General features: G+C 74.1%; 22 protein-coding genes. 13 read left to right on the top strand and 9 right to left on the bottom strand.

The features are described 5' to 3' along the window. Positions 1 to 11: 11 nt before the first annotated feature. Both ACIRNI_RS19900 and ACIRNI_RS19895 read right to left on the bottom strand, forming a co-directional pair. Positions 12 to 1,154, bottom strand: coding sequence for a M24 family metallopeptidase (locus ACIRNI_RS19900; protein WP_403552693.1), 1,143 nt, complete (start codon positions 1,152 to 1,154; stop codon positions 12 to 14). Between the two features lie 110 nt (positions 1,155 to 1,264). Then, positions 1,265 to 1,900: a nucleoside/nucleotide kinase family protein gene (locus tag ACIRNI_RS19895; protein WP_403552692.1), complete on the bottom strand. Its 636-nt coding sequence runs from the start codon at positions 1,898 to 1,900 to the stop codon at positions 1,265 to 1,267. A gap of 61 nt (positions 1,901 to 1,961) precedes the next feature. Here ACIRNI_RS19895 and ACIRNI_RS19890 point away from each other — a divergent pair, with 61 nt between their 5' ends. From ACIRNI_RS19890 to ACIRNI_RS19875, 4 genes are all read left to right on the top strand, one after another. Next, positions 1,962 to 2,351 carry a VOC family protein gene (locus ACIRNI_RS19890; RefSeq protein ID WP_403552691.1) on the top strand — a complete coding sequence of 130 codons (390 nt, stop codon included), beginning with the start codon at positions 1,962 to 1,964 and terminating at the stop codon, positions 2,349 to 2,351. 34 nt (positions 2,352 to 2,385) lie between these two features. After that, complete coding sequence (locus ACIRNI_RS19885) at positions 2,386 to 3,216, top strand: PaaX family transcriptional regulator C-terminal domain-containing protein (protein WP_403552690.1); 831 nt, start codon at positions 2,386 to 2,388, stop codon at positions 3,214 to 3,216. A gap of 237 nt (positions 3,217 to 3,453) precedes the next feature. Further along, entirely contained in the window at positions 3,454 to 4,773 is a 1,320-nt protein-coding gene (locus ACIRNI_RS19880; RefSeq protein ID WP_403552689.1) for an MFS transporter, read from the top strand. Then, a complete protein-coding gene (locus ACIRNI_RS19875; RefSeq protein ID WP_403552688.1) occupies positions 4,770 to 6,191 on the top strand; it encodes a prolyl oligopeptidase family serine peptidase in 1,422 nt (473 codons plus the stop codon). Before ACIRNI_RS19880 ends, ACIRNI_RS19875 begins: the two co-directional genes overlap by 4 nt. 6 nt (positions 6,192 to 6,197) lie before the next feature. Here the strand turns inward: ACIRNI_RS19875 and msrB are convergent, their stop codons facing one another. The 4 genes from msrB to ACIRNI_RS19855 all read right to left on the bottom strand — a co-directional run bounded on the left by msrB (position 6,198) and on the right by ACIRNI_RS19855 (position 9,494). After that, positions 6,198 to 6,605, bottom strand: coding sequence for a peptide-methionine (R)-S-oxide reductase MsrB (msrB, locus tag ACIRNI_RS19870; RefSeq protein WP_403552687.1), 408 nt, complete (start codon positions 6,603 to 6,605; stop codon positions 6,198 to 6,200). 10 nt (positions 6,606 to 6,615) lie between these two features. Beyond that, on the bottom strand, positions 6,616 to 8,046 hold the full coding sequence (gene murC / locus ACIRNI_RS19865) for a UDP-N-acetylmuramate--L-alanine ligase (RefSeq protein WP_403552686.1): 1,431 nt from the start codon (positions 8,044 to 8,046) through the stop codon (positions 6,616 to 6,618). Positions 8,047 to 8,090: 44 nt separating this feature from the next. After that, positions 8,091 to 8,576: an indole-3-glycerol phosphate synthase gene (locus ACIRNI_RS19860; RefSeq protein ID WP_355361056.1), complete on the bottom strand. Its 486-nt coding sequence runs from the start codon at positions 8,574 to 8,576 to the stop codon at positions 8,091 to 8,093. 126 nt (positions 8,577 to 8,702) lie between these two features. Continuing rightward, positions 8,703 to 9,494, bottom strand: a complete 792-nt coding sequence (locus tag ACIRNI_RS19855) for a pyrimidine reductase family protein (RefSeq protein WP_403552685.1) — start codon at positions 9,492 to 9,494, stop codon at positions 8,703 to 8,705. A gap of 60 nt (positions 9,495 to 9,554) precedes the next feature. On the opposite strand from ACIRNI_RS19855, the gene zapE reads away from it, so the two are divergent. The 5 genes from zapE to ACIRNI_RS19830 all read left to right on the top strand — a co-directional run bounded on the left by zapE (position 9,555) and on the right by ACIRNI_RS19830 (position 13,997). After that, on the top strand, positions 9,555 to 10,619 hold the full coding sequence (gene zapE, locus ACIRNI_RS19850) for a cell division protein ZapE (protein ID WP_356644088.1): 1,065 nt from the start codon (positions 9,555 to 9,557) through the stop codon (positions 10,617 to 10,619). 103 nt (positions 10,620 to 10,722) lie between these two features. Then, positions 10,723 to 11,148, top strand: a complete 426-nt coding sequence (locus tag ACIRNI_RS19845) for an OsmC family protein (protein ID WP_403552684.1) — start codon at positions 10,723 to 10,725, stop codon at positions 11,146 to 11,148. Between the two features lie 189 nt (positions 11,149 to 11,337). After that, the gene (locus tag ACIRNI_RS19840) at positions 11,338 to 12,696 is read left to right on the top strand and encodes an alkaline phosphatase PhoX (protein WP_403552683.1); all 1,359 of its coding nucleotides are present in this window, start codon (positions 11,338 to 11,340) and stop codon (positions 12,694 to 12,696) included. A gap of 55 nt (positions 12,697 to 12,751) precedes the next feature. Further along, positions 12,752 to 13,639, top strand: a complete 888-nt coding sequence (locus ACIRNI_RS19835; RefSeq protein ID WP_403552853.1) for a polysaccharide deacetylase family protein — start codon at positions 12,752 to 12,754, stop codon at positions 13,637 to 13,639. Between the two features lie 88 nt (positions 13,640 to 13,727). Beyond that, positions 13,728 to 13,997 carry a DUF2087 domain-containing protein gene (locus tag ACIRNI_RS19830; protein ID WP_403552682.1) on the top strand — a complete coding sequence of 90 codons (270 nt, stop codon included), beginning with the start codon at positions 13,728 to 13,730 and terminating at the stop codon, positions 13,995 to 13,997. Positions 13,998 to 14,025: 28 nt separating this feature from the next. Here the strand turns inward: ACIRNI_RS19830 and ACIRNI_RS19825 are convergent, their stop codons facing one another. The 3 genes from ACIRNI_RS19825 to ACIRNI_RS19815 are packed head-to-tail and all read right to left on the bottom strand — an operon-like array spanning position 14,026 to position 15,769. Further along, on the bottom strand, positions 14,026 to 14,217 hold the full coding sequence (locus ACIRNI_RS19825; RefSeq protein WP_403552681.1) for a hypothetical protein: 192 nt from the start codon (positions 14,215 to 14,217) through the stop codon (positions 14,026 to 14,028). A 14-nt stretch (positions 14,218 to 14,231) separates the two neighbouring features. Beyond that, the gene (locus ACIRNI_RS19820) at positions 14,232 to 14,900 is read right to left on the bottom strand and encodes an ABC transporter (RefSeq protein WP_403552680.1); all 669 of its coding nucleotides are present in this window, start codon (positions 14,898 to 14,900) and stop codon (positions 14,232 to 14,234) included. Continuing rightward, positions 14,897 to 15,769 carry an ATP-binding cassette domain-containing protein gene (locus tag ACIRNI_RS19815; RefSeq protein ID WP_403552851.1) on the bottom strand — a complete coding sequence of 291 codons (873 nt, stop codon included), beginning with the start codon at positions 15,767 to 15,769 and terminating at the stop codon, positions 14,897 to 14,899. Before ACIRNI_RS19815 ends, ACIRNI_RS19820 begins: the two co-directional genes overlap by 4 nt. Before the next feature lie 126 nt (positions 15,770 to 15,895). Here ACIRNI_RS19815 and ACIRNI_RS19810 point away from each other — a divergent pair, with 126 nt between their 5' ends. From ACIRNI_RS19810 to ACIRNI_RS19795, 4 genes are all read left to right on the top strand, one after another. Beyond that, a complete protein-coding gene (locus ACIRNI_RS19810) occupies positions 15,896 to 16,591 on the top strand; it encodes a peptidyl-tRNA hydrolase (protein ID WP_403552679.1) in 696 nt (231 codons plus the stop codon). A gap of 66 nt (positions 16,592 to 16,657) precedes the next feature. Then, on the top strand, positions 16,658 to 17,419 hold the full coding sequence (locus tag ACIRNI_RS19805; protein ID WP_355364756.1) for a DUF4142 domain-containing protein: 762 nt from the start codon (positions 16,658 to 16,660) through the stop codon (positions 17,417 to 17,419). 111 nt (positions 17,420 to 17,530) lie between these two features. Then, positions 17,531 to 18,895, top strand: coding sequence for a DUF692 domain-containing protein (locus tag ACIRNI_RS19800; RefSeq protein ID WP_403552678.1), 1,365 nt, complete (start codon positions 17,531 to 17,533; stop codon positions 18,893 to 18,895). A gap of 5 nt (positions 18,896 to 18,900) precedes the next feature. Beyond that, positions 18,901 to 19,893: a TIGR04222 domain-containing membrane protein gene (locus tag ACIRNI_RS19795; RefSeq protein WP_403552677.1), complete on the top strand. Its 993-nt coding sequence runs from the start codon at positions 18,901 to 18,903 to the stop codon at positions 19,891 to 19,893. Positions 19,894 to 19,951 lie beyond the last annotated feature (58 nt).

The following is a 19,951-nucleotide window of genomic DNA, read 5'->3' as shown; positions in this document are numbered from 1 at the left end:
ACTGAGCGCGCCTACTCCACGATCGCGAGCTCGCGCGGGGTGGTGTTGAAGCGGCGTGCGCCGTCCTCGGTGACGGTGACGATGTCCTCGATGCGCACGCCGAAGCGGCCCGGAAGGTAGATCCCGGGCTCGACGGAGAAGCACATGCCGGGGACGAGCGGCAGCTCCTCGCCCTCGATCATGTACGGCGGTTCGTGCGTGGTGACGCCGATGCCGTGGCCGGTGCGGTGGATGAAGTGCTCGCCGTACCCGGCCTCCCTGATCACGGCCCGGGCGGCCCGGTCCACCTCCTGGCACGCCACACCGGGCCGGACCGCCTCGCACCCGGCCTGCTGCGCCTCCCGTACGACGTCGTGGACGCGGCGCTCCTCGGGCGTGGGATCGCCGACGTGAACGGTGCGGGAGGTGTCGGAGCCGTATCCGTGCTTGAGGCCGCCGAAGTCGAGGACGATCATGTCGCCCTCCTCGATGGTGCGGTCGCCCGCCTCGTGGTGCGGGTTGGCGCCGTTGGGGCCCGAGCCGACGACGGTGAAGTCCACTTGCGAGTGGCCGGAGTCGAGCAGCAGCGCCGCGAGATCGGCGGCGACGTCGGTCTCCTTGCGACCGGAGAAGCGCACCTTGAGGATCTCGCGGTACGCCGCGTCGGCGGCGGCGCCGGCCGCCTCCATGCGCTCCAGCTCCCGCGCGTCCTTGACGGCGCGCAGCATGGGCAGCGCCTCGGTGAGCGCGGCGTACGCGCTGTCCGGCAGCCGCCGCTGGAGGCCGAGGAGGTGCATGGCCCAGGCGTTGTCGCTGACGCCGAAGCGGCCCTTGGGGTCGAGGAGCGGTGCGGCGACGGCGTACGGGTCGATGCCGTCGGTCCAGTCCCGCAGCGTGAGCCCGGGGGCCCCGGCGGCCCGCGCGGCGTCGGGCGCCTCCAGCGCCGGTACGACGAGCACCGGCTCCTCGCCGGGCACGAGCACCAGGAGCGTGAGCCGCTCGGTGTCGGCGGGGACCCGGTACCCGGTGAGGTACACCAGGTCGGGGCCGGGCGCGACGAGCAGCCCCGCGAGCCCGGCCGCCGCCGCGGCCTCGGCGGCGCGGGCCATACGGGCGCGGTAGTCGTCGGCGGTGAACGGAGCGGGCGTGCTGGGCGTACTGGGCGTGCTGTCCATGCGGGGCTTCCTCCCTGGTCCTCGGCCAGGCCATCCTCCGCGGCGGCTCGCCGGCGGCGCAACCGAAACGATCAGGGCACCCGGTCAGGACACCGACTCAGGACGCCCCGTCAGGACACCGGCACCACGAGGTCCGCGCGGTCGCGGCCGGCGGCGACCAGGCGGGCGTTGGCCTCGTCGGACTCCCGCACCCAGCGCTCGGCGTACGGCCGCGCCTTGCCGAAGCGGACGTGGCGTTCGACGAGGCGGCGCACGCGGCGGCGGTCGTCCAGCTCCAGGAACCAGACCTCGTCGAGGAGCCCGCGGACGGAGGCCCACGGCCCGTCGTCGTACAGCAGGTAGTTGCCCTCGGTGATGACGAGCGGCACGTCGGCGGCGACGGGGATGCTGCCGGCGACCGGTTCCTCCAGGGCGCGGTCGAAGGCGGGCGCGTAGACGGTGACGCCCGGTTCGGCGGCGCGCAGCCGCGCGAGCAGGGCGACGTATCCGGCGGCGTCGAAGGTGTCGGGGGCGCCCTTGCGGGCGGCGCGGCCAAGGCGCCGCAGCTCGGCCTGCGCGAGGTGGAAGCCGTCCATGGGCACGAGCACGGCGAGCCCGTCGAGCCGGTCCACCAGGCGGCCCGCGAGCGTGGACTTGCCCGCCCCGGGCGCACCGGCGAGCCCCAGAACGCGACGGGCGCCGGGTACGGCGAGGCGGCGGGCGCGGGCGGTGAGCTCGGCGAGCTGCTGCGAATCCACGGACGGCATTCTCCCCGGGTGCCCGGCCCTGCGCCCGTCATACGTATGACTCGCGGTATACCCTCCCCCCATGCCGTACATCGCACTCGTCACACTCGTCGTCCGTGACTACGACGAGGCCCTCGCCTTCTACACCGGCGCGCTCGGCTTCGAGCTGGTCGAGGACAGCCCGCGGGCGGACGGCAGCCGCTGGGTGGTCGTCCGCCCGCGTGGCGCCGGCGCGGGCACGGGCCTGCTCCTCGCCCGGGCGCGGGGCGAGGAGCAACAGGCGAGCGTGGGTGCCCAGACCGGCGGGCGCGTCGGGTTCTTCCTCCACACCGAGGACTTCGCGGCCGACCACGCCCGGATGCGCGCGGCGGGCGTGCGCTTCCTGGAGGAGCCGCGCCACGAGCCGTACGGCACGGTGGCGGTCTTCGAGGACCTGTACGGCAACCGCTGGGACCTGCTGCAACCCGCGTGATCTCCCCGTGGGGCCGGGGGCGTACGGTGGCCGCGTGACCACGCGAGAGTCGCTGCGGCCCCAGTCCCTCATGCTGACATTCCTGGGCGACCAGGTGCTCGGGCGTGACGTGTGCGTGTACTCGGGCAGCGTCATCGATGTCTTCGCCCGTGCCGGGGTCGGCGAGCAGGCGACACGTTCGACGTTGAGCCGCATGGCGACCCGTGGCCTGCTGCGCCGCCAGCGCGAGGGCCGCCGGATGTACTTCGGCCTGACCGAACGCTCGGCGGCCGTCCTGCGCGACGGCGAGCACCGCATCTGGCAGACGGGCGCCGTCAACCGGAACTGGGACGGCACCTGGACCCTGCTCGGCTTCTCGCTGCCCGAGTCCTGGCAGCGCCAGCGCCACGACCTGCGGTCCCAGCTCACCTGGAACGGCTTCGGGCCGCTGTTCAACGGCCTGTGGATCGCACCCGGCGAGGTGGACGTGTCGTCGCTGGTGGCCGAGCTCGGCCTGTCCGCCCATGTGAAGGTCTTCCGGGCGCACGCCGACTCCGGCACGGACATCGGCGCCATGATCGAGGAGAGCTGGGAGCTGCCCGAACTGTCGGCGCGCTACGACGAGTTCGTACGGCGTTGGCAGCCCTGGCAGACGCGGCTGCCGGAGGCCGACGACTCCCTCGCGCTGCGACTGAGGCTCCAGGCCGAGTGGTTGCAGGTCATCCGCCGTGATCCGCGGCTGCCGGTGGAGCACCTGCCGGACGACTGGCCGGCGGAGCGGGCCGAGAAGACGTTCCGAGCGGTGCACGAACGGCTCACGCCGCTCGCGGAGGACGCCTCCCGGCGCCTCCTCGACGTGGTGGCCGTCCGCGACGACCAGGAATAAGCGGCGGGCCGTTTGCCGCGAGCGGTCGGGGCCGACCCATACCCTCTGATGTTGTGCAGAATATTGACGGCCGCATGATCTATGCCTAACTTCACGGAACACCGGCGCGGTCCCCGCCGGTGACCCCGCCACGGCATCGGCACCAGGGAGCTCGTCGTGCAGCCATCCCGCCCATCCGCCAGTCGACCTTCCGCAAGCGCCCCTTCCGCCCGTCGACCCGGCCCGGACGCGAAGCAGTTGCGTCGCGTCGCACTCTCCGGACTCCTCGGCACGGCAGTCGAGTTCTACGACTTCCTCGTGTACGGCACCGTCGCCGCGCTCGTCTTCGGCGACCTGTTCTTCCCCGACGCCGACCCTGCGGTCGGCACCATCGCGGCCTTCGGCACCTTCGCCGCGGGCTACCTGGCCCGCCCGCTGGGCGGCGTGGTCTTCGGCCACTTCGGCGACCGGATCGGCCGCAAGTCGATGATGCTGCTGACCATGGTCCTGATGGGCGGCTGCAGCTTCCTGATCGGCCTGCTGCCGACGTACGACGCGATCGGCGTGTGGGCGCCCGTGCTGCTGGTGGCGCTGCGCGTCGTGCAGGGCATCGCGATCGGCGGCGAGTGGGGCGGCGCGACGCTGATGGTCGTCGAGCACGCCGAACACGCCCGGGGCGCCCACGGTTCGCGCCGCGGGTTGTGGTCGAGCTTCACCCAGCTGGGCGCGCCGCTCGGCTCCGTGCTCTCGGCCGGGGTCGTCACGCTGGTCTCGGCCCTCCCCGACGACGACTTCCGCTCCTGGGGCTGGCGGCTGCCGTTCCTGCTGAGCGTCGTACTGCTGGCCGTCGGCCTGTTCGTGCGCCTGAAGGTCGCGGAGAGCCCCCTGTTCGAGCAGGTGAGAAGGGAACCGCTCGACCGGCCGCCGGTCGTGGAGCTGCTGCGCCGGCCGGCGCCCGTGCTGCGCGCCGCCTGCGTCGGCATCGGCGCGTTCACGGCCCAGTCGCTGCTGACCGGCTTCATGATCTCGTACGCGGTCGACCACGGCTACAGCCGGCCGCAGGTGCTCACCGCCGTGACCGTCGCCTCCTGCGTGGCCCTGGCCGTGCTGCCCGCCGCGTCCGCCCTGTCCGACCGCGTCGGCCGCCGTCCCGTGGTCCTCGCCGGCGCCGTGGCCTCGGCCGCGCTCGCCTTTCCCGTGCTCGCCCTGGTGGACTCCGGCTCTCCGGGGCTGCTGATCCTTGCCCTCGCCCTGGGCCACGGCGTCGCCCAGTCCACGATGTACGGCCCGCTCGGCGCGCTGCTGACCGAGATGTTCGGCACCCGCGTCCGCTACACGGGCGCCTCCCTCGGCTACCAGGCGGCGACCCTGGTGGGCGCCGGGTTCTCACCGTTGATCGCCGGCAGCCTCCTCGCCGTCTACGGCGGCGGCAGCACCCCGGTCTCGCTGCTGCTGTGCGGCGGCGCGGCGATCACGGCACTCGCCGTCTGGCGCATGCGCGAGACGCACACGGCCTCCCTGGACGCCTCCCCCACGCATCGACCCGCCGCCCCGGTCTCGGAAGGAACACCCCGTTGAGCCTCCCCACCCCCCACCGCATCCGTATCCGGAGCCGCGCCCGCACCGCGGTCCTCGCTCTCACGCTGTGCGCGGCGACCGCCCTCCCGGCGGCGCCCGTCTCACAGGCATCGCAAGCAGCCCCGGACACCCGCCTCGAGGGTCGGCTCCCCTCCGGTGCCGCGTACGTGATGGACGTGCCCGCCGCCTGGAACGGCACCGTCCTCCTCTACAGCCACGGCTACCGCGCCGCCGGATGGCCCAACCCCGCCGAGAACGCGCCGAGCCCGGAGACGCGGACCGCACTGCTCGCCCGGGGCTACGCGCTCATAGGCTCCTCGTACGCCACGAACGGCTGGGCCGTGGCCGAGGCCGTGCCCGATCAGCTCGCCACACTGGACCTCTTCACGGAGAAGTTCGGAACGGCCCGGCGAGCGCTCGCCTGGGGCACTTCGTACGGCGGGCTGGTCACGACGCGGCTCGCCGAGCGGCACGCCGAGCGCTTCGACGGCTCCCTGTCCATGTGCGGGCTCATCCAGGGTGGTGTCGCCAACTGGAACAGCACCCTGGACCCGGTGTTCGCGCTGAAGGCGCTGCTCGCTCCCGGCGCGGACATCCCGCTGACCGGCTTCGCCGACCAGGCGGCCGCGCGGAGCGCCGCCGGCGCGCTCACCGCGGCGGTCACCGCCGCGCAGCGGACCCCGGAGGGCCGTGCCCGCATCGCGCTCGCCGCCGCCCTGCACGACATCCCCGGCCACAACGACGTCTCGCAGCCCGAGCCGGAGCCCACCGACTGGGAGGCCCAGCAGGCCAACCAGTACGCGGCCGTCAGGGGGCTCCTCGAACTGCCCGCGTTCAGCTGGCGGCAGGAGGCCGAGAGCCGGGCGGGCGGCAACCCCTCCTGGAACACGGGCGTCGACTACACGTCCGTGCTCCACCGCTCCCCCGCGTACCGGCAGGTGACGGAGCTCTACAAGAGGGCGGGCCTGTCCTTGCGTGACGACCTGTCCACCCTGGCCCGCGCGCCCCGGGTCTCCGCCGACCCGCCGGCCGTCCGGTGGATGCGGCGCACCAGCGTCCTCACGGGCCGGCTGAGCGACCCCCAGCTCACGGTCCACACCACCGGCGACGCGCTGATCCCGGTGCGGTCGGCAAGCGCCTACCGGCGGGCCGCCACCGCGGCCGGCGCGGGCACCCTGCTCGGCCAGGCCTACGTCGACGGCCCCGGGCACTGCACCTTCACCCCGGGCGAGATCCTCGGCGCCCTGCGCACCCTGGAGCACCGCCTGGCGACCGGCCGCTGGGACACGTCGCCCGGCGCGCTCAACGCCCGCGCGCGCCAGGAGGACCCGACGGCCGAGGCCCGCTACGTCGCGTACCGCCCGGGCCCCTACCCGCGGCCGTACGACCTCGCCCACCCCGCGGACGCCCGGCCGTGAGGGGGCTCAGTCCTCGGCCGGGGCCAGCCGCAGCGAGATGGAGTTGATGCAGTACCGCTGGTCCGTCGGGGTCGGGTAGCCCTCGCCCTCGAAGACGTGGCCGAGGTGCGAGCCGCAGCGGGCGCAGCGGACCTCGATGCGGACCATGCCGAACGTGCGGTCCTCGATCAGTTCGACGGCGTCGCTGTCCTTCGGGTCGTAGAAGGACGGCCAGCCGCAGTGCGACGCGAACTTCGTCTCGGAGGTGAAGAGCTCCGCGCCGCAGGCCCGGCAGGAGTAGACGCCCTTGGTCTTGGTGTCGGTGTACTCACCGGTGAAGGGGCGTTCCGTGCCGGCCTCGCGCAGGACGTGGTACTCCTCCGGGGACAGCTCCGCACGCCACTGCTCGTCCGGCTTCTCGACCTCGTACGCCATCGGGCCCTCCTCAGTTCGCCTTGCGGGCGATGCGGTCCAGGATCCTCGGCCCGAGGTCCGTGACGTCGCCCGCGCCCATCGTCAGAACGAGGTCGCCGGGGCGGGCCATTCCCGCGACGACGTCCGGCACGGTGGCCTTGTCGGCGACGTGCGTGACGTCGGCGTCCGCCGCGCGGGCCGCGTCGATGATCAGGGTGCTGGTCACGCCCGGGATGGGGTCCTCGCGGGCCGGGTAGATGTCGAGGACCACGGAGGCGTCGGCGAGCGCCAGCGCCCGGCCCATCTCGGTGCCCAGCTCCTGCGTGCGGGAGAACAGGTGCGGCTGGAAGACGACGAGCAGGCGGCGCTCGGAGCCGGCGGCGGCGCGCATCGCCTCGAGGTCGGCGGTCATCTCGGTGGGGTGGTGCGCGTACGAGTCGATGACCTGGACGCCCCCGGCCTCGCCCTTGAGCTGGAGACGCCGGCCGACGCCGGTGTACGCGGTGAGGGCCTGGGCGAGGGCGGCCGGGTCGATGCCGAGGCGGGCGCCGGCGGCGAGGGCCGCGGCGGCGTTGTGCGCGTAGTGGCGGCCGGGCACCGAGACGGTGAAGACGATCTCGTCGTGGCGGTCCGGGAGGACCACGGCGACCTCGCTGGTCATGCCCTTGGGGGTGATCCGGCGGATCCAGACGTCGGAGTGCTCCGCCTCGCCCACGGTCACCACGTGCAGGTCCGCCCGGCCGGAGACCCGGGCCGCCAGCTCGCGGGCGCCGGCGTGCTCGCCGACGACCAGGGCGCCGCCGGGGTGGATCTTGGCGACGAAGGCCTCGAAGGACTCGTAGATCTCGTCCATGGAGGCGTAGTTCGCGTGGTGGTCGAGCTCGACGTTGAGGACGATCGCGACCTCGGGGTCGTACTTCTGGAAGCTGCGGTCGCTCTCGTCGGCCTCGGCGACGAAGATCGTGCCGTCGCCGTGGAGCGCGTTGGTGCCCGGCCCGTCGAGGTCGCCGCCGATGGCGTACGACGGGTCGAGGCCGAGCTCGGTGAGGGCGACGGCGAGCATCGACGTGGTCGTGGTCTTGCCGTGCGTGCCGGCCACCGCGATCGCGCGCAGGCCGGTCATGAGGGCGGCGAGCGCGTCGGAGCGGTGGACGACGGGGAGGGCGAGCTCGGTGGCGCGGGCCAGCTCCGGGTTGTCGGCGCGGATGGCGCTGGAGACAACGACGCAGGTGGTGTCGTCGGCGACGTGCTCGGCGGCGTGCCCGATGTGGACGGTCGCACCGAGCGCCCGCAGGGCGGCGGCGGTCTCGGAGTCGCGCGCGTCGCTGCCGGCGACCTTCGCCCCGCGCTGGGCGAGGATCTTGGCGATGCCCGACATTCCGGCGCCGCCGATGCCGATGAAGTGCGGCCGTTCCATGGCTGCGGGAATCGCGGCAGCGGCGGCAGGGATGGCGGGTGCCATGCGTGTGTCTCCCCGGGGTGTGGCGGTACGTGAGCGGCCCCAGCCTATTCGGTCGGCGCCTCGTCGTTGTGCGCGAACAGCTTGAGCACCGGTACGCCGACCTTGTGACGGGCGCGGGACGCCCAGTCGCGGTGGAAGAACTCCTCCACGTAGTGGGGTGCGGTCAGCACGATGACCTCGTCCGCCTGCGCCTCCTCCACGACGGCCTTCAGCTTGTCCAGGGGGTGGTCCTCGACCACCTCGCCCACGGCTTCGCAGCCCGCGTCGCGCAGCGCCTGGAGCGAGTGCTCCAGGGCCGCCCGGGCAGGCAGCTCGGCGGCTCTGCCCTCGGGCTCCTTGCCCTCGCGGACGGCTTCCTTCAGTTCGCCCATGGCGACGTCGTCGATGGCCCGGAGCAGGACGACGGACTGGTCGCCGCGGGGCTGCATCAGCACGATGAAGGAAGCGCCCTCGTCTCCGTGCAGGTCCGTGACGAAATCCACGTCCACCCGGGACAGCGGCTTTTCGATCATGAGAACGCTTGTGAACACCTCGGAGCCCTTCTGCGGAAACCATCCTTCCCCGTGCCCGCACGGGGACTGCGAGATTAGTGTGCCCACCCGGAGCGAACCGGAACGACCTATTCCGCTCATTGACTCCGAGGGTTTACGGGCGGCCTACGGGGTGCGCCGGTACCGGGTGAAGAGGAACCCGTCCTCCTCCAGGATCGAGTCGAGCGCGAATCGTTCCGGCACCGCCAGCGCCGGCCCGCCCGCGATGCGCTGCGCGTTCCCCGCGGTGAGCATCGGCGAGACCGTCAGGCACAGCTCGTCCAGCACCCCGGCCGCCACCAGCTGCCCGAGCAGCCGCGGCCCGCCCTCCGTGAGCTGGCGGGTCAGCCCGCGATCGGCGAGAGCCCGTACGGCGCGCACGGGCTCCACGCCCGTCCCGTCGCCCGCGACGATCACCTCGGCGCCCGCCCGCTCGGCCTCCCGCACCCGCTCCGGTGGCGCCCCCGCCCCGGTGAGCAGCAGCGTCGGCACGAGCGGCTGGGTGAAGAGCGGAGCCGAGAAGTCCAGCTCCAGGGAGGCGCTGACCACCGCGATCGCGGGCGCCGGCCCCTGTCCGGCCGCCTCCCGGCGCGCCGCGAAGGCCTCCCGCGCGCGTGCCGGGCGGTAGCCCTCCGCGCGTACGGTCTCGGCGCCCACGACCACCACGTCGGCGAGCGCCCGCAGGGTGCCGAAGATCCGCATGTCGGCGGCGGAGGAGATGGGCTCGGAGCGGCCGTCGTGCTGGGCGGCCCCGTCCAGGGAGGACACCATGTTGGCGCGCAGCCACGACCGCCCTCCCGGGGACGGATCGGGCTGGGGGTCCGGGTACGCGTAGGCCTCGGCCAGCTCGTCGAGGGACCACTCGCGGCCCTCGGCCGCCACGGGTGTCGGGTCGGTCACAGGGAACAGGCGTCGCATGCCGTGCAGTCTGACACGGCGCTTAGAGTGGGAAACGTGTCCACCAGTGCCCCCCGTGCCATGACCACCGAAGCGGCCCCGGCCCCGCTGTCCCTGTGCGCCCGCGAGCCGCACGTCCCCGCCGAGCGGCTGGTCGCCGAGATGGTGCCGCCGCCGCGGTTCGACGCGGTGCGCTTCGACACGTACATCCCCGACCCGAACCAGCCCAGCCAGACCCAGGCGGTCGAGGTCCTGAGCTCCTTCGCGGCCGGGCTCGGCGGCGCGCACGCGTCCGGCGCCGGGCGCCGCCGCTGGTTCCAGCGGAAGCCGGCCGCCCCCGCCGCGCCGCGCGGGGTGTACCTGGACGGCGGGTACGGCGTCGGCAAGACGCACCTGCTGGCCTCGCTGTGGCACGCCACTCCGGCGGAGCCGTCGCTCAAGGCGTTCGGCACGTTCGTGGAGCTGACCAACCTGGTGGGCGCGCTGGGCTTCCAGCAGACCGTCGCCACGCTCAGCGGGCACCGGCTGCTGTGCATCGACGAGTTCGAGCTGGACGACCCGGGCGACACCGTGCTCGTGTCGACGCTCCTCGGCAAGCTGGTGGACGCGGGGGTGGCGCTGGCCGCCACGTCCAACACGCTGCCGGGCAAGCTCGGCGAGGGCCGGTTCGCCGCCGCCGACTTCCTGCGCGAGATCCAGGGCCTGTCCGCCCACTTCCGTCCGCTGCGCATCGACGGTGAGGACTACCGCCACCGCGGGCTGCCCGAGGCCCCGCCGCCGTACGCCGACGAGCAGGTGGCGAAGGCGGCGCACGCCACGCCCGGTGCGTCGCTCGACTCCTTCCCGCGGCTGCTGGAGCACCTGGCCCGGGTCCACCCGAGCCGGTACGGGGCGCTGACCGACGGCGTCGCGGCGGTCTGCCTGACCGGCGTGGAGCCGGTGCCGGACCAGTCGACGGCGCTGCGCCTGGTCGTCCTGGCCGACCGGCTGTACGACCGGGAGGTGCCGGTCCTCGCCTCCGGGATGCCGTTCGACAAGCTGTTCAGTGACGAGATGCTGAACGGCGGGTACCGCAAGAAGTACTTCCGGGCGATCTCGCGGCTCACCGCGCTGGCGCGCGACGCGAAGAGGTTGGTGGAGCAGTAGGTTTGGGGCAAGGGCCTGTCTTTCGGATCTCGCCGGGCACGCGCGCCCGGCGAGATCCGGAAGACAGGCCCTCGTCGGGACCGTCCTTCCGAAGGGAACCCACATGGCCACCACGCGTCACGCGCACACCGTCTGGGAAGGCAACCTCACCGAGGGCACGGGCACCGTGTCCCTCGACTCGTCGGGCATCGGCAGCTACCCGGTCTCCTGGCCGGCCCGCGCCGAGGAGCCGAACGGCAAGACGAGCCCGGAGGAGCTCATCGCGGCCGCCCACTCCAGCTGCTTCTCGATGTTCCTCTCCGGCTCCCTCACCAAGGCGGGCAACCCTCCCACCCGCCTCAACACCCAGGCCGACGTGACCTTCCAGCCCGGCAAGGGCATCACGGGCATCCACCTCACGGTGGAGGGCGAGGTGCCGGGCCTGGACGAGGCCGGGTTCGTCAAGGCCGCCGAGGACGCCAAGGCGGGCTGCCCGGTCAGCCAGGCGCTCACGGGTACGGAGATCACCCTCACGGCGAAGCTCGCCTGACGCCTCGACTCCGTCCCACGCTCGTCGTACGAGCGAGGCAACGTGACCCGCATGGTCGGCGCGCTCGGCCCAGTCCGCACCGTCGAGAGTGTTCACGTGTCACCAGACCGCGTGATACACACGTGCGGGTCACGTCACATCCCCTCTCCAGCAGGGATTCCCCTGACGCCAGCAGGGAGTTGTTGCCTCATGTCCGCGACACGACGTCAGATCCTCGCCCGCACCGGCGCCTCCGTCGCCGGTATCGCCTTCACCGGTGCCCTCTCCGAGCTCTTCGCGGGCACGGCCGCCGCCCGCGGCGGCCACGCCGGATACGGCCCGCTCGTCCCCGATCCCGCCGGCCTGCTCGACCTGCCGAAGGGCTTCCGCTACAAGGTCCTCTCCCGCGAGGGCGGCCCCCTCGGCTCCGAGGGCCGGGTGCCGAGCAACCCCGACGGCATGGGCGCCTTCCGCGGCCCGCGCGGCCGGGTCCTCCTCGTCCGCAACCACGAGAACAGCCACAGCGGCAGGGCCCCGGTGCCGACGATAGGGGGACTGACCTACGACCCGGGGGCGCGGGGCGGCTGCACGGTCATAGAGCTGGACGCGCGCAACAACGTCCTCGGCGAGCGCGTCGGCGTCGCCGGCACCGCCGTCAACTGCGCGGGTGGCCCCACCCCCTGGAACACCTGGCTCACCTGCGAGGAGAACGAGAGCAAGGCGGGCACCAACGGCTACACCAAGGACCACGGCTTCATCTTCGAGGTCGACCCCGTCGACCCCCGGCGCACCGGGGCCGTCCCGCTGACCGCGATGGGCCGCTTCCAGCACGAGGCGATCGCCGTCGACCCGTACAGCGGGATCGTGTACGAGACGGAGGACGCCTTCCAGCAGCCGTTCGGCCTCTTCTACCGCTTCCTGCCCGACAAGCCGCTCGGCGGCACCGGTTCGCTGCGCGCGGGCGGCGAGCTGGAGGCGATGCGGGTGCCGGGCGTGCCGGACCTGTCCGCGATCCAGGAGACCGGGGCGGTGTTCGAGGGCATCGAGTGGGTGCCCGTACCGGACCCGCAGGCGCGCGAGACCCCCATCCGGATCCAGGACTTCGGGCGCGCGGGCATCACGCACGCCCAGAAGCTGGAGGGGTGTTACTGGGGCGGCCGATCCGTCTACTTCGTGTCCAGCTTCGCGCGCGCCTCGCAGGGCTCGGCGGCCGACCACTACGGCCAGGTGTGGAAGTACGAGCCCCACCGGCGCCGGCTCACGCTGGTCGTCGTCTTCGGGCCGAGCACCGACCTCCAGCTGCCGGGCGAGTCGCCCGACAACATCTGCCTGGCGCCGAGCGGCGGGCTGATGGTGTGCGAGGACGGCGACGGCGGGCAGCACGTGTACGGGCTGACCAAGCACGGCGAGGTGTACCCGATGGCGCGCAACGCGCAGAACATCGGTACGCCGGAGGCGCCGGAGTGGGGTGAGTTCGCGGGCGTCACCTTCTCGCCGGACGGCGGGACGATGTACGTGAACTGCTACTCACCGGGGACGACGTTCGCCGTGACCGGGCCGTGGCGGTGACACGGCCGCAGGCCTCCGCCGCGCACGCACGATAATCATATAGTTTCACTATGTGATCAGATCTGTACCGTGTGCTGTCCGGAAGCCGCCGCGGCTGACCGCTCTCGCCGCCGCACTCGCCGCCGCCCTGACCGGCTGCGGCGGGAGCGGCGGCTCCGGCGTCGCACACACCCCCGCGCGGGTCACCGCGTCACCGAGCCCCTCCCCCTCCCCCGCGCGCGTCGCGCCCCGTACGCCGCCGACGATGGCGCCCGGGCCCGGCGGCCTCACGCCCGTGTTCACCCGGGGCCCCGCCAGGGCCGGGAAGACGGTCGCCCTGACCTTCGACGCCGACATGACGGCCGGCCAGGGGCCGCGGGCCGCGCGCGGCGAGCGGTTCGACAACCCGGAGCTGATCGCCACGCTCAAGCGGCTGGAGGTCGACGCGACGATCTTCATGACGGGCCGCTGGGCCGAGCAGTACCCCGACCAGGCGAAGGCCATCGGCGGCGACCCGCGCTTCGAGGTCGCCAACCACTCCTACAGCCACTACGCCTTCAAGGCGCCCTGCTACGGGCTCCCCGCCCTGGACTCCGGCGACGAGCGGGCCATGGCCGCCGACGTGCGCCGCGCCTTCGACGCCTTCCGCGCGGCGGGCGTGCGCAACGTCGTGCCGTACTTCCGCTTCCCCGGCGGCTGCTACGACGACGACGCGCTGCGCGCCCTCGCGCCCGCGCGGGTGACGGCCGTGCAGTGGGACGTGGTCGGCGGCGACGCCTTCGCGACCGACCCGGACGCGATCGCCGAGCAGGTCCTCGCCGGTGTGCGGCCGGGCTCCCTGGTGGTGCTGCACTGCACGCGCAGCGCGGCGCCCGCGACCGAGGAGGCGGTCCGCACGATCGTGCCGGAGCTGCGCAGGCGCGGCTACCGCTTCGTGAAGGTGTCCGAGCTGATGGGCAGGTGAACACCCGTCGCCAAGCAGAGCTCGCGCGAACAGGGCTCGCTCGAAAAGGCGTTGCCCGGCCGCAGGGGCGACTGCGAGGCTTCCGGCCATGTCCGACACGACACACGGCGGCGTGGCCGCCCTCTTCTCGCGCGGCCGGCTGACCGCCATCCCGCGCAAGGCGGCCCGCCGCGAGCAACTCCTCACCCACCTCACGGAAACGCTGTTCGAGCGGGACCGCGGCTACAGCGAGCGCGAGGTCAACGACGCGCTGCTCACCGTCCACGAGGACTTCTCCGCCCTGCGCCGCCACCTGGTGGTGGCGGGGCTGCTGACCCGTACCAAGGACGGCAGCAACTACCGCCGCGCCGCCGCGTAGGACCGGGGGCGCGCAGCGCGGCCGGCGACTAGCCGGAGCAGGCGGTGCGCTCGGCCTCGCGCCACTCGCAGACCGGGCACAGCGTGATGCCCTTGGTCGACTCCGGGTACTCGGTCGGCTCCTGGCACTGGACGCAGGCGGCGTACGGTCCGTCGCCCGCGGCCGGGGAAGCCGGCTTGGTCTCCGTCTCGCAGTACGCGTCGTCGTACGGATCGTCCATGTACACGAGCCTACTCACTCGCGCCACGCGGTGAGCCGGCACGCCAGGGCGGCTGCCGCCGCCGCCAGGGCCGCCGCGCCCGCGAGGGGCAGCCATGGGTACGTGACCGTCCCGCTGAGGGAGCCCGTGACCAGGCCCGTGACGGCGTACCGGGCAGGAGAGCCGGCGGCGACGAGGGCGAGCAGCGCGGTGAGGGACGCCGCGGCGATCGACCAGGCCCGGGCCGGGATCAGCGGCCGGGTGGTGAGGGCGCCGACGGCCGCGCCGAGCAGGACGCACACCGCCGCCGTGAGCAGGCCCGCCAAGGCGGCCGGGAGGCGGTCCACCGCGACCTCGCGACCGGCGTCGACCGGCGCGCTGATCGCGGTCACGACCAGGGTGCCGGCCGCGCCGAGCAGGCCCGCGCACGCCGTGGCGGCGAGGAGGGCGGCCAGGTGGACCCGCTCCCGGCCCGCCGCCGCGGCGGTGACGTGCCGCGCGGCGGGGGGCTCCTGGTTCAGGCAGACCCGCACCAGCCAGGCGGTGACCGGGAGCAGGCCCGCGGCCGCGTACCCGAGCGAGCCGAGCACCGGCTCACCGGCGCGCACGCCGATGCCTGTGACGACGGCATACAGCAGGGCGGGCGGCAGCCAGCGCTGCGAGCGCAGCAGGAGGGCGGCGTGGTAGCGGACGAGTGCGGTCATGGCGCGGCGGTTCCGGTGGTGGTCTCGGGGACGGGCGCGGGGGCCACCGCGTGGATGTGCCACGGCGGACGGGCTCTCAGCAGCTCCAGCAGCAGGGCGTCGGAGTGCGCGGCGGGGACGGTGAACGTCACGCGGCCGCCCGCGTCGTCGCCGCCGTCGCTGTCGTACGCCGGTGAGCCCGGCAGCGCGGAGTCGGGCAGCCGCCCGCCCGAGGCGGTGATCCGGACCAGCGGCTCCCGCGCGGCCGGGACGGCCGCGGACCGGGTGAGGCGGCCGCCCCGCACGGCGTACACCGCGTCCGGCCGGCCCGCGAGGCGGCGCGGGTCGTGGTCCACGAAGACCACGGCCGCGCCCGCGGCGACCCGCTCCCCCACCGCGCGGTCCAGCTCCGCGCGGGCCGCCGCGTCGAGGCCGGTCCACGCCTCGTCCAGGACCAGCAGGCCGGGCTCGGCGAGCAGCGCCTGGGCCACGGCGACCTTCTGGCTCGTGCCCTTGGACAGGTCGCGCAGCGGGGTGCGGGCGTGCGCCGCGGCGCCGAAGCGGTCCAGCCACGCGGCTGCCCGCGCCTCGGCCACGGCCCGGCGGAGCCCCTGGACGCGCCCGAGGTGGACGAGGTAGCCGGTCGCCGTGAACGGCAGCGCGGCCGGGAAGCGTTCGGGTACGTACGCGGTCCGCCGGGGGCGGCCGGTGACGCGGCCCTCGGTCGGGGCGTCGATACCGGCGATCAGCCGCAGCAGGGTCGACTTGCCGCTGCCGTTGGTGCCCTCGACGCGTACGAGGGTGCCCGGCTCCAGCGCGAGGTCGACACCGCGCAGCACCCAGGGCCCGCCGGGCCGACCGTAACGACGGCCCACTCCGTGGAGGTTCAGCGCGGTGCCGCCTCTCCCGAGGCGCGGTCGGCGGACGCGAGAAGATCGCTCTTCATACGGTCATCCTGTCCCGGAATCACCTGCTCCGCCAAGATCGGCCTGCGGGTCGGCTGGCAGACTGTCCGGGTGAGCAGCGCTGAAGCCCCCGAGGTGCCCGAAGTCCCCGAAGCCCGCGAGTTCGCCCTTCCCCTCGTCGTACGCGTCGAGCGGGACGACCCGCCGGCCCGTACCGACGCCCTGGAGACAGCGGCGCGCGCGGTGGTCGTGATGCTCTCCGACGACCGGTCGCTCGGCGACGGAGTATGGGCACAGGCCGTGCGGGACTGGGAGGACGCGCGGATCCGCAAGGTGGTGCGCCGGGCGCGCGGCGCGGAGTGGCGCAAGGCGTCGCAGCTGCCGGGCATCACGGTCACCGGTGGCACCGCGGAGGTGCGGGTCTTCCCGCCCGTACCGGTGGACGGCTGGCCCAAGGAGCTGGCCAAGCTCCAGGTCTCCGGCACCGAACTGGACGACGCCGGCGCGTTGCCGGACGTCCGGCCGGGGCAGGCGGTGCTCTGGCTCAACCCCGAACTGCGGATGTCGACCGGCAAGGAGATGGCCCAGGTGGGGCACGGCGCGCAGCTGCTGTGGTGGGCCCTGGGCGACGCGGAGCGCAAGGCGTGGCGGGAGGCCGGTTTCCCGCTCGCGGTGCGGACCGCGGAGCCCGCCCGATGGGCGGAACTGACCGCGAGCGGGCGGCCCGTGGTGCGGGACGCCGGCTTCACGGAGGTCGCTCCCGGCTCCTGCACGGTCGTCGCCGACTTTTCCGTACGGGTCAACTGAACGTCGCACCACCGGTATACGTACCTCCCAGTAATGCCATTCGGTTCGGGAGGCTCCACCTTGTTGTTGCGACGCATCAACGGCACGGCACTCATCATCGCGGCACTGGTCGCCACGGTCGGCGCGCTGGCGTTCCCGGTCTGGTCGTACGCCGACCGCTCCGGCACCGGCGAGGCCAATCTCAACGCGTCGACGGTGGCCACCCAGTGGGGCCCGCTGTCGGCGACCGACCGCGACTTCCTGGTGAAGGTGCGGCTGGCCGGGCTGTGGGAGCTGCCGGCCGGCCAGCAGGCGATCGAGCGCGCCCCCAGCGAGGCCATCAAGGACGCCGGCGACCATCTCGTCGTCGGCCACACGGATCTGGACCAGCGCGCCCGGGACGTCGCGGCGAAGCTGGGCGTAGAGCTGCCGAACCAGCCCACGGAGCAGCAGCAGGGGTGGCTGCGGGAGCTGTCGGCGGCGAGCGGCGAGGAGTACGAGCGGAAGTTCGCCAACCTGCTGCGCAACGCGCACGGCAAGGTCTTCGCCCTGGTGGCCCAGGTGCGGCACACCACCCGTAACACGCTGATACGGCAGCTGGCGACCGACGCCAACCAGACGGTGCTGGACCACATCACCATGCTGGAGGCGACCGGCATGGTCGACTTCGACGCGATCGCCAACGAGGCGGCGGGGCGGGCCACCGCGAGCCCGTCCGGTCCCCCGGCGCCCAACGGCAACCTGCCGCCGGCGCCGTCGCCCGCCGTGCCCTCGGGAGACCAGCGGTTCACCTCCCGGCCCTCGACGCAGCCCGGCCCGCCGACGGCGATCAACACCAACCGCCCCTGATGACCTCGGGGGCCGAAGCTCAAATCAACCTCTGAACGTCCCCCGAGGCGGATTGATCACTGTGCGCCGGGGCCATCACCCCTCCACGACGTGACGGAGGGGGACAGGGGCATGACGGAACCGAGGCTGGGTACGGGCATCGGCTGGCGTCCGGAGATCGCGGACGCGGTGGCGGGGCTGCCCGGTGCGGACTGGGTGGAGGTGGTCGCCGAGAACGTCTGCGCCGACCACCTCCCCGACCCGCTGCTGCGGCTGCGCGAGCGCGGCGTCACGGTCGTCCCGCACGGCGTGTCCCTCGGCCTGGGCGGCGCCGACCGCCCGGACCCGGAGCGGCTGGCGGCCCTCGCCGCCACGGCGGAGGCGCTGGGCGCGCCGCTGGTCACGGAGCACATCGCCTTCGTACGGGCCGGGGGCCCCGCCGGGCCGCTGGAGGCGGGGCACCTGCTGCCGGTGCCCCGCACCTGGGACGCGCTGGACGTGCTGTGCGAGAACGTCCGCATCGCGCAGGACGCGCTGCCGGTGCCGCTGGCGCTGGAGAACATCGCGGCGCTCGTCTCCTGGCCCGGCGAGGAGCTGACGGAGGGCCAGTTCCTGGCGGAGCTGGTCGCCCGCACGGGGGTGCGGCTCCTGATCGACGTGGCCAACCTCCACACGAACCACGTCAACCGCGGCGAAGACCCCGCGAAGGCCCTGGACGAGCTCCCGGTCGAGGCGATCGCGTACGTCCACGTCGCGGGCGGCGTCGAACAGGACGGCGTCTGGCACGACACGCACGCCCACCCGGTCCCCCGCCCGGTCCTCGACATCCTCGCGGACCTGTCCTCCCGCGTCTCGCCGCCGGGCGTGCTGCTGGAGCGCGACGACGACTTCCCGTCGGCGGCGGAGCTGGCCGCGGAGCTGACGGCGATACGGGAGACGGTGAGCCTCGCGGCGAGCGCGGTGCCACGGCGGGCGGCGATACCCGTGGGCGCGGGCGTGGGCACTGGTACGGGCGCGGGCGCCGGTGCGGGCCCGGGTCGGGGGCTCGGCGTCCCCGCCGCCGCCGTGCCCCGCCCCCGCACGGGCGGTTCCACGGCCGGCGCGCGCGAGCGGCTGTGGGTCTCGCAGACCGCCCTGCTGTCCGCGCTCGTCGCCGGGACGCCCGTGCCCGAGGGGTTCGACCGGGCGCGGGTGCGGGTGCAGAGCCGGGCGCTGGCGGCCAAGCGGGCCCGGGTGGTGGCCAAGACCGCGCCGGAGGTGCCGGAGATCCTCGGCGACGGCTACCGCGCCGCCTTCGTCGCGTACGCCCTGGCCCGGCCGATGCGCGGGGGCTACCGGCGCGACGCGCTCGACTTTGTCGAGCACCTGCTCGCGACCGGCGAGCCCGCCGACCCCGCCGAGCGGCGGCGGCTGACCCTGTGGTGGAAGGAGCGCGCCGGGGCACGGCCACCGGGGCGCGTCACCCGCCTCGTCCGGTCCCTGCTGGCCCGGCGGTGAGCGCCGTGGCCACCATCGCCCTCGTGATCGTCGCGGGCGTCCTGGTCTCCTCCGCGGTGCTCCTGTGGGGCACCCTCGCCTCCCGGCCGCGCGGCTCCACGGGAGACGTCCACGACTGGGCGGAGGCCGCCTTCCTGAGCGGCGGGCCCGCCCGCGTCGTGGACGCCGCGATCGCCGCGCTCCACGCGGACGGGCGCCTCGTCGTCGCCGGGCCCGGCGTCGTCGCCGTACCGCGTCCGGTGCCGCGCGACGCGATCGAGCGCGCCGTGATCGACGCCTACCAGGCGGCGCCCAGCAGCGCGCTGTACCTGGTGCGGTCGGCCGCCATGCGCCACCCGGTGGTGCAGGAGGTGGGGAACGATCTGGCCGCCCGGGGCCTGCTCATGCCGCCGGGCAGCGGGCGCCTGTGGCGCAGGTGGAGCTTCGCCCAGGGGATGGTCTGCCTGCTGCTGCTCCTCGCGGGCATTCCCGTGACCCTGGTGCAGCTGATGTGGAGCCTGGTGGAGGATGACCCGCCGTTGCCGCTCATCGTCACGGTGGGCCCGGCCCTCGCCGTCGGCGGTGTCGTCGCCCTCTGGTGCGGGCGCCTCGCCGCCGCGCTCGGCACGCGTGAGGGCCGCGCGGCCCTCACCGCGTACGGCAGGAGGCACGCCCACCTCGGCGACCCGGCACATCTGGTGGCGCTGCGCGGGGTGCGGGCGGTCCCGGATGCGGGCCTCCGAGGGCCCTTGACCGCTGTGGGCCGGATGTACGGGGGCGGCGGCTCGGGCAGCGGCTCGTCGTCGGCCGCGCTGCTCGCCGACGGTGCGCCGGGCGGCGTCTGGTGCGGAGGCTCCGACCCCGGGCGTTCGAGCTGTGGCTCGGGTTCCGGCTGCGGCTCCTCCACCGGATCGAGCTGCGGAAGCAGCGGCGGCAGCAGCTCCAGTTGCGGGAGCAGTGGCGGATCGAGTTGCGGAAGCAGCGGCGGATCGAGCTGCGGTGGCGGCTCCAGCTCGTAGCCTTCTGAGGACGCCGGTGCGGCGCGCGTCACGCGCGCCGCACCGGGAGCCTGACCCG

The sequence above is a fragment of the Streptomyces sp. NPDC093546 genome (assembly GCF_044765045.1).
Classification (GTDB): Bacteria; Actinomycetota; Actinomycetes; order Streptomycetales; family Streptomycetaceae; genus Streptomyces.
Note: the sequence above shows the minus strand (reverse complement) of the source record. Positions and strands in the feature narration are given on the sequence as shown.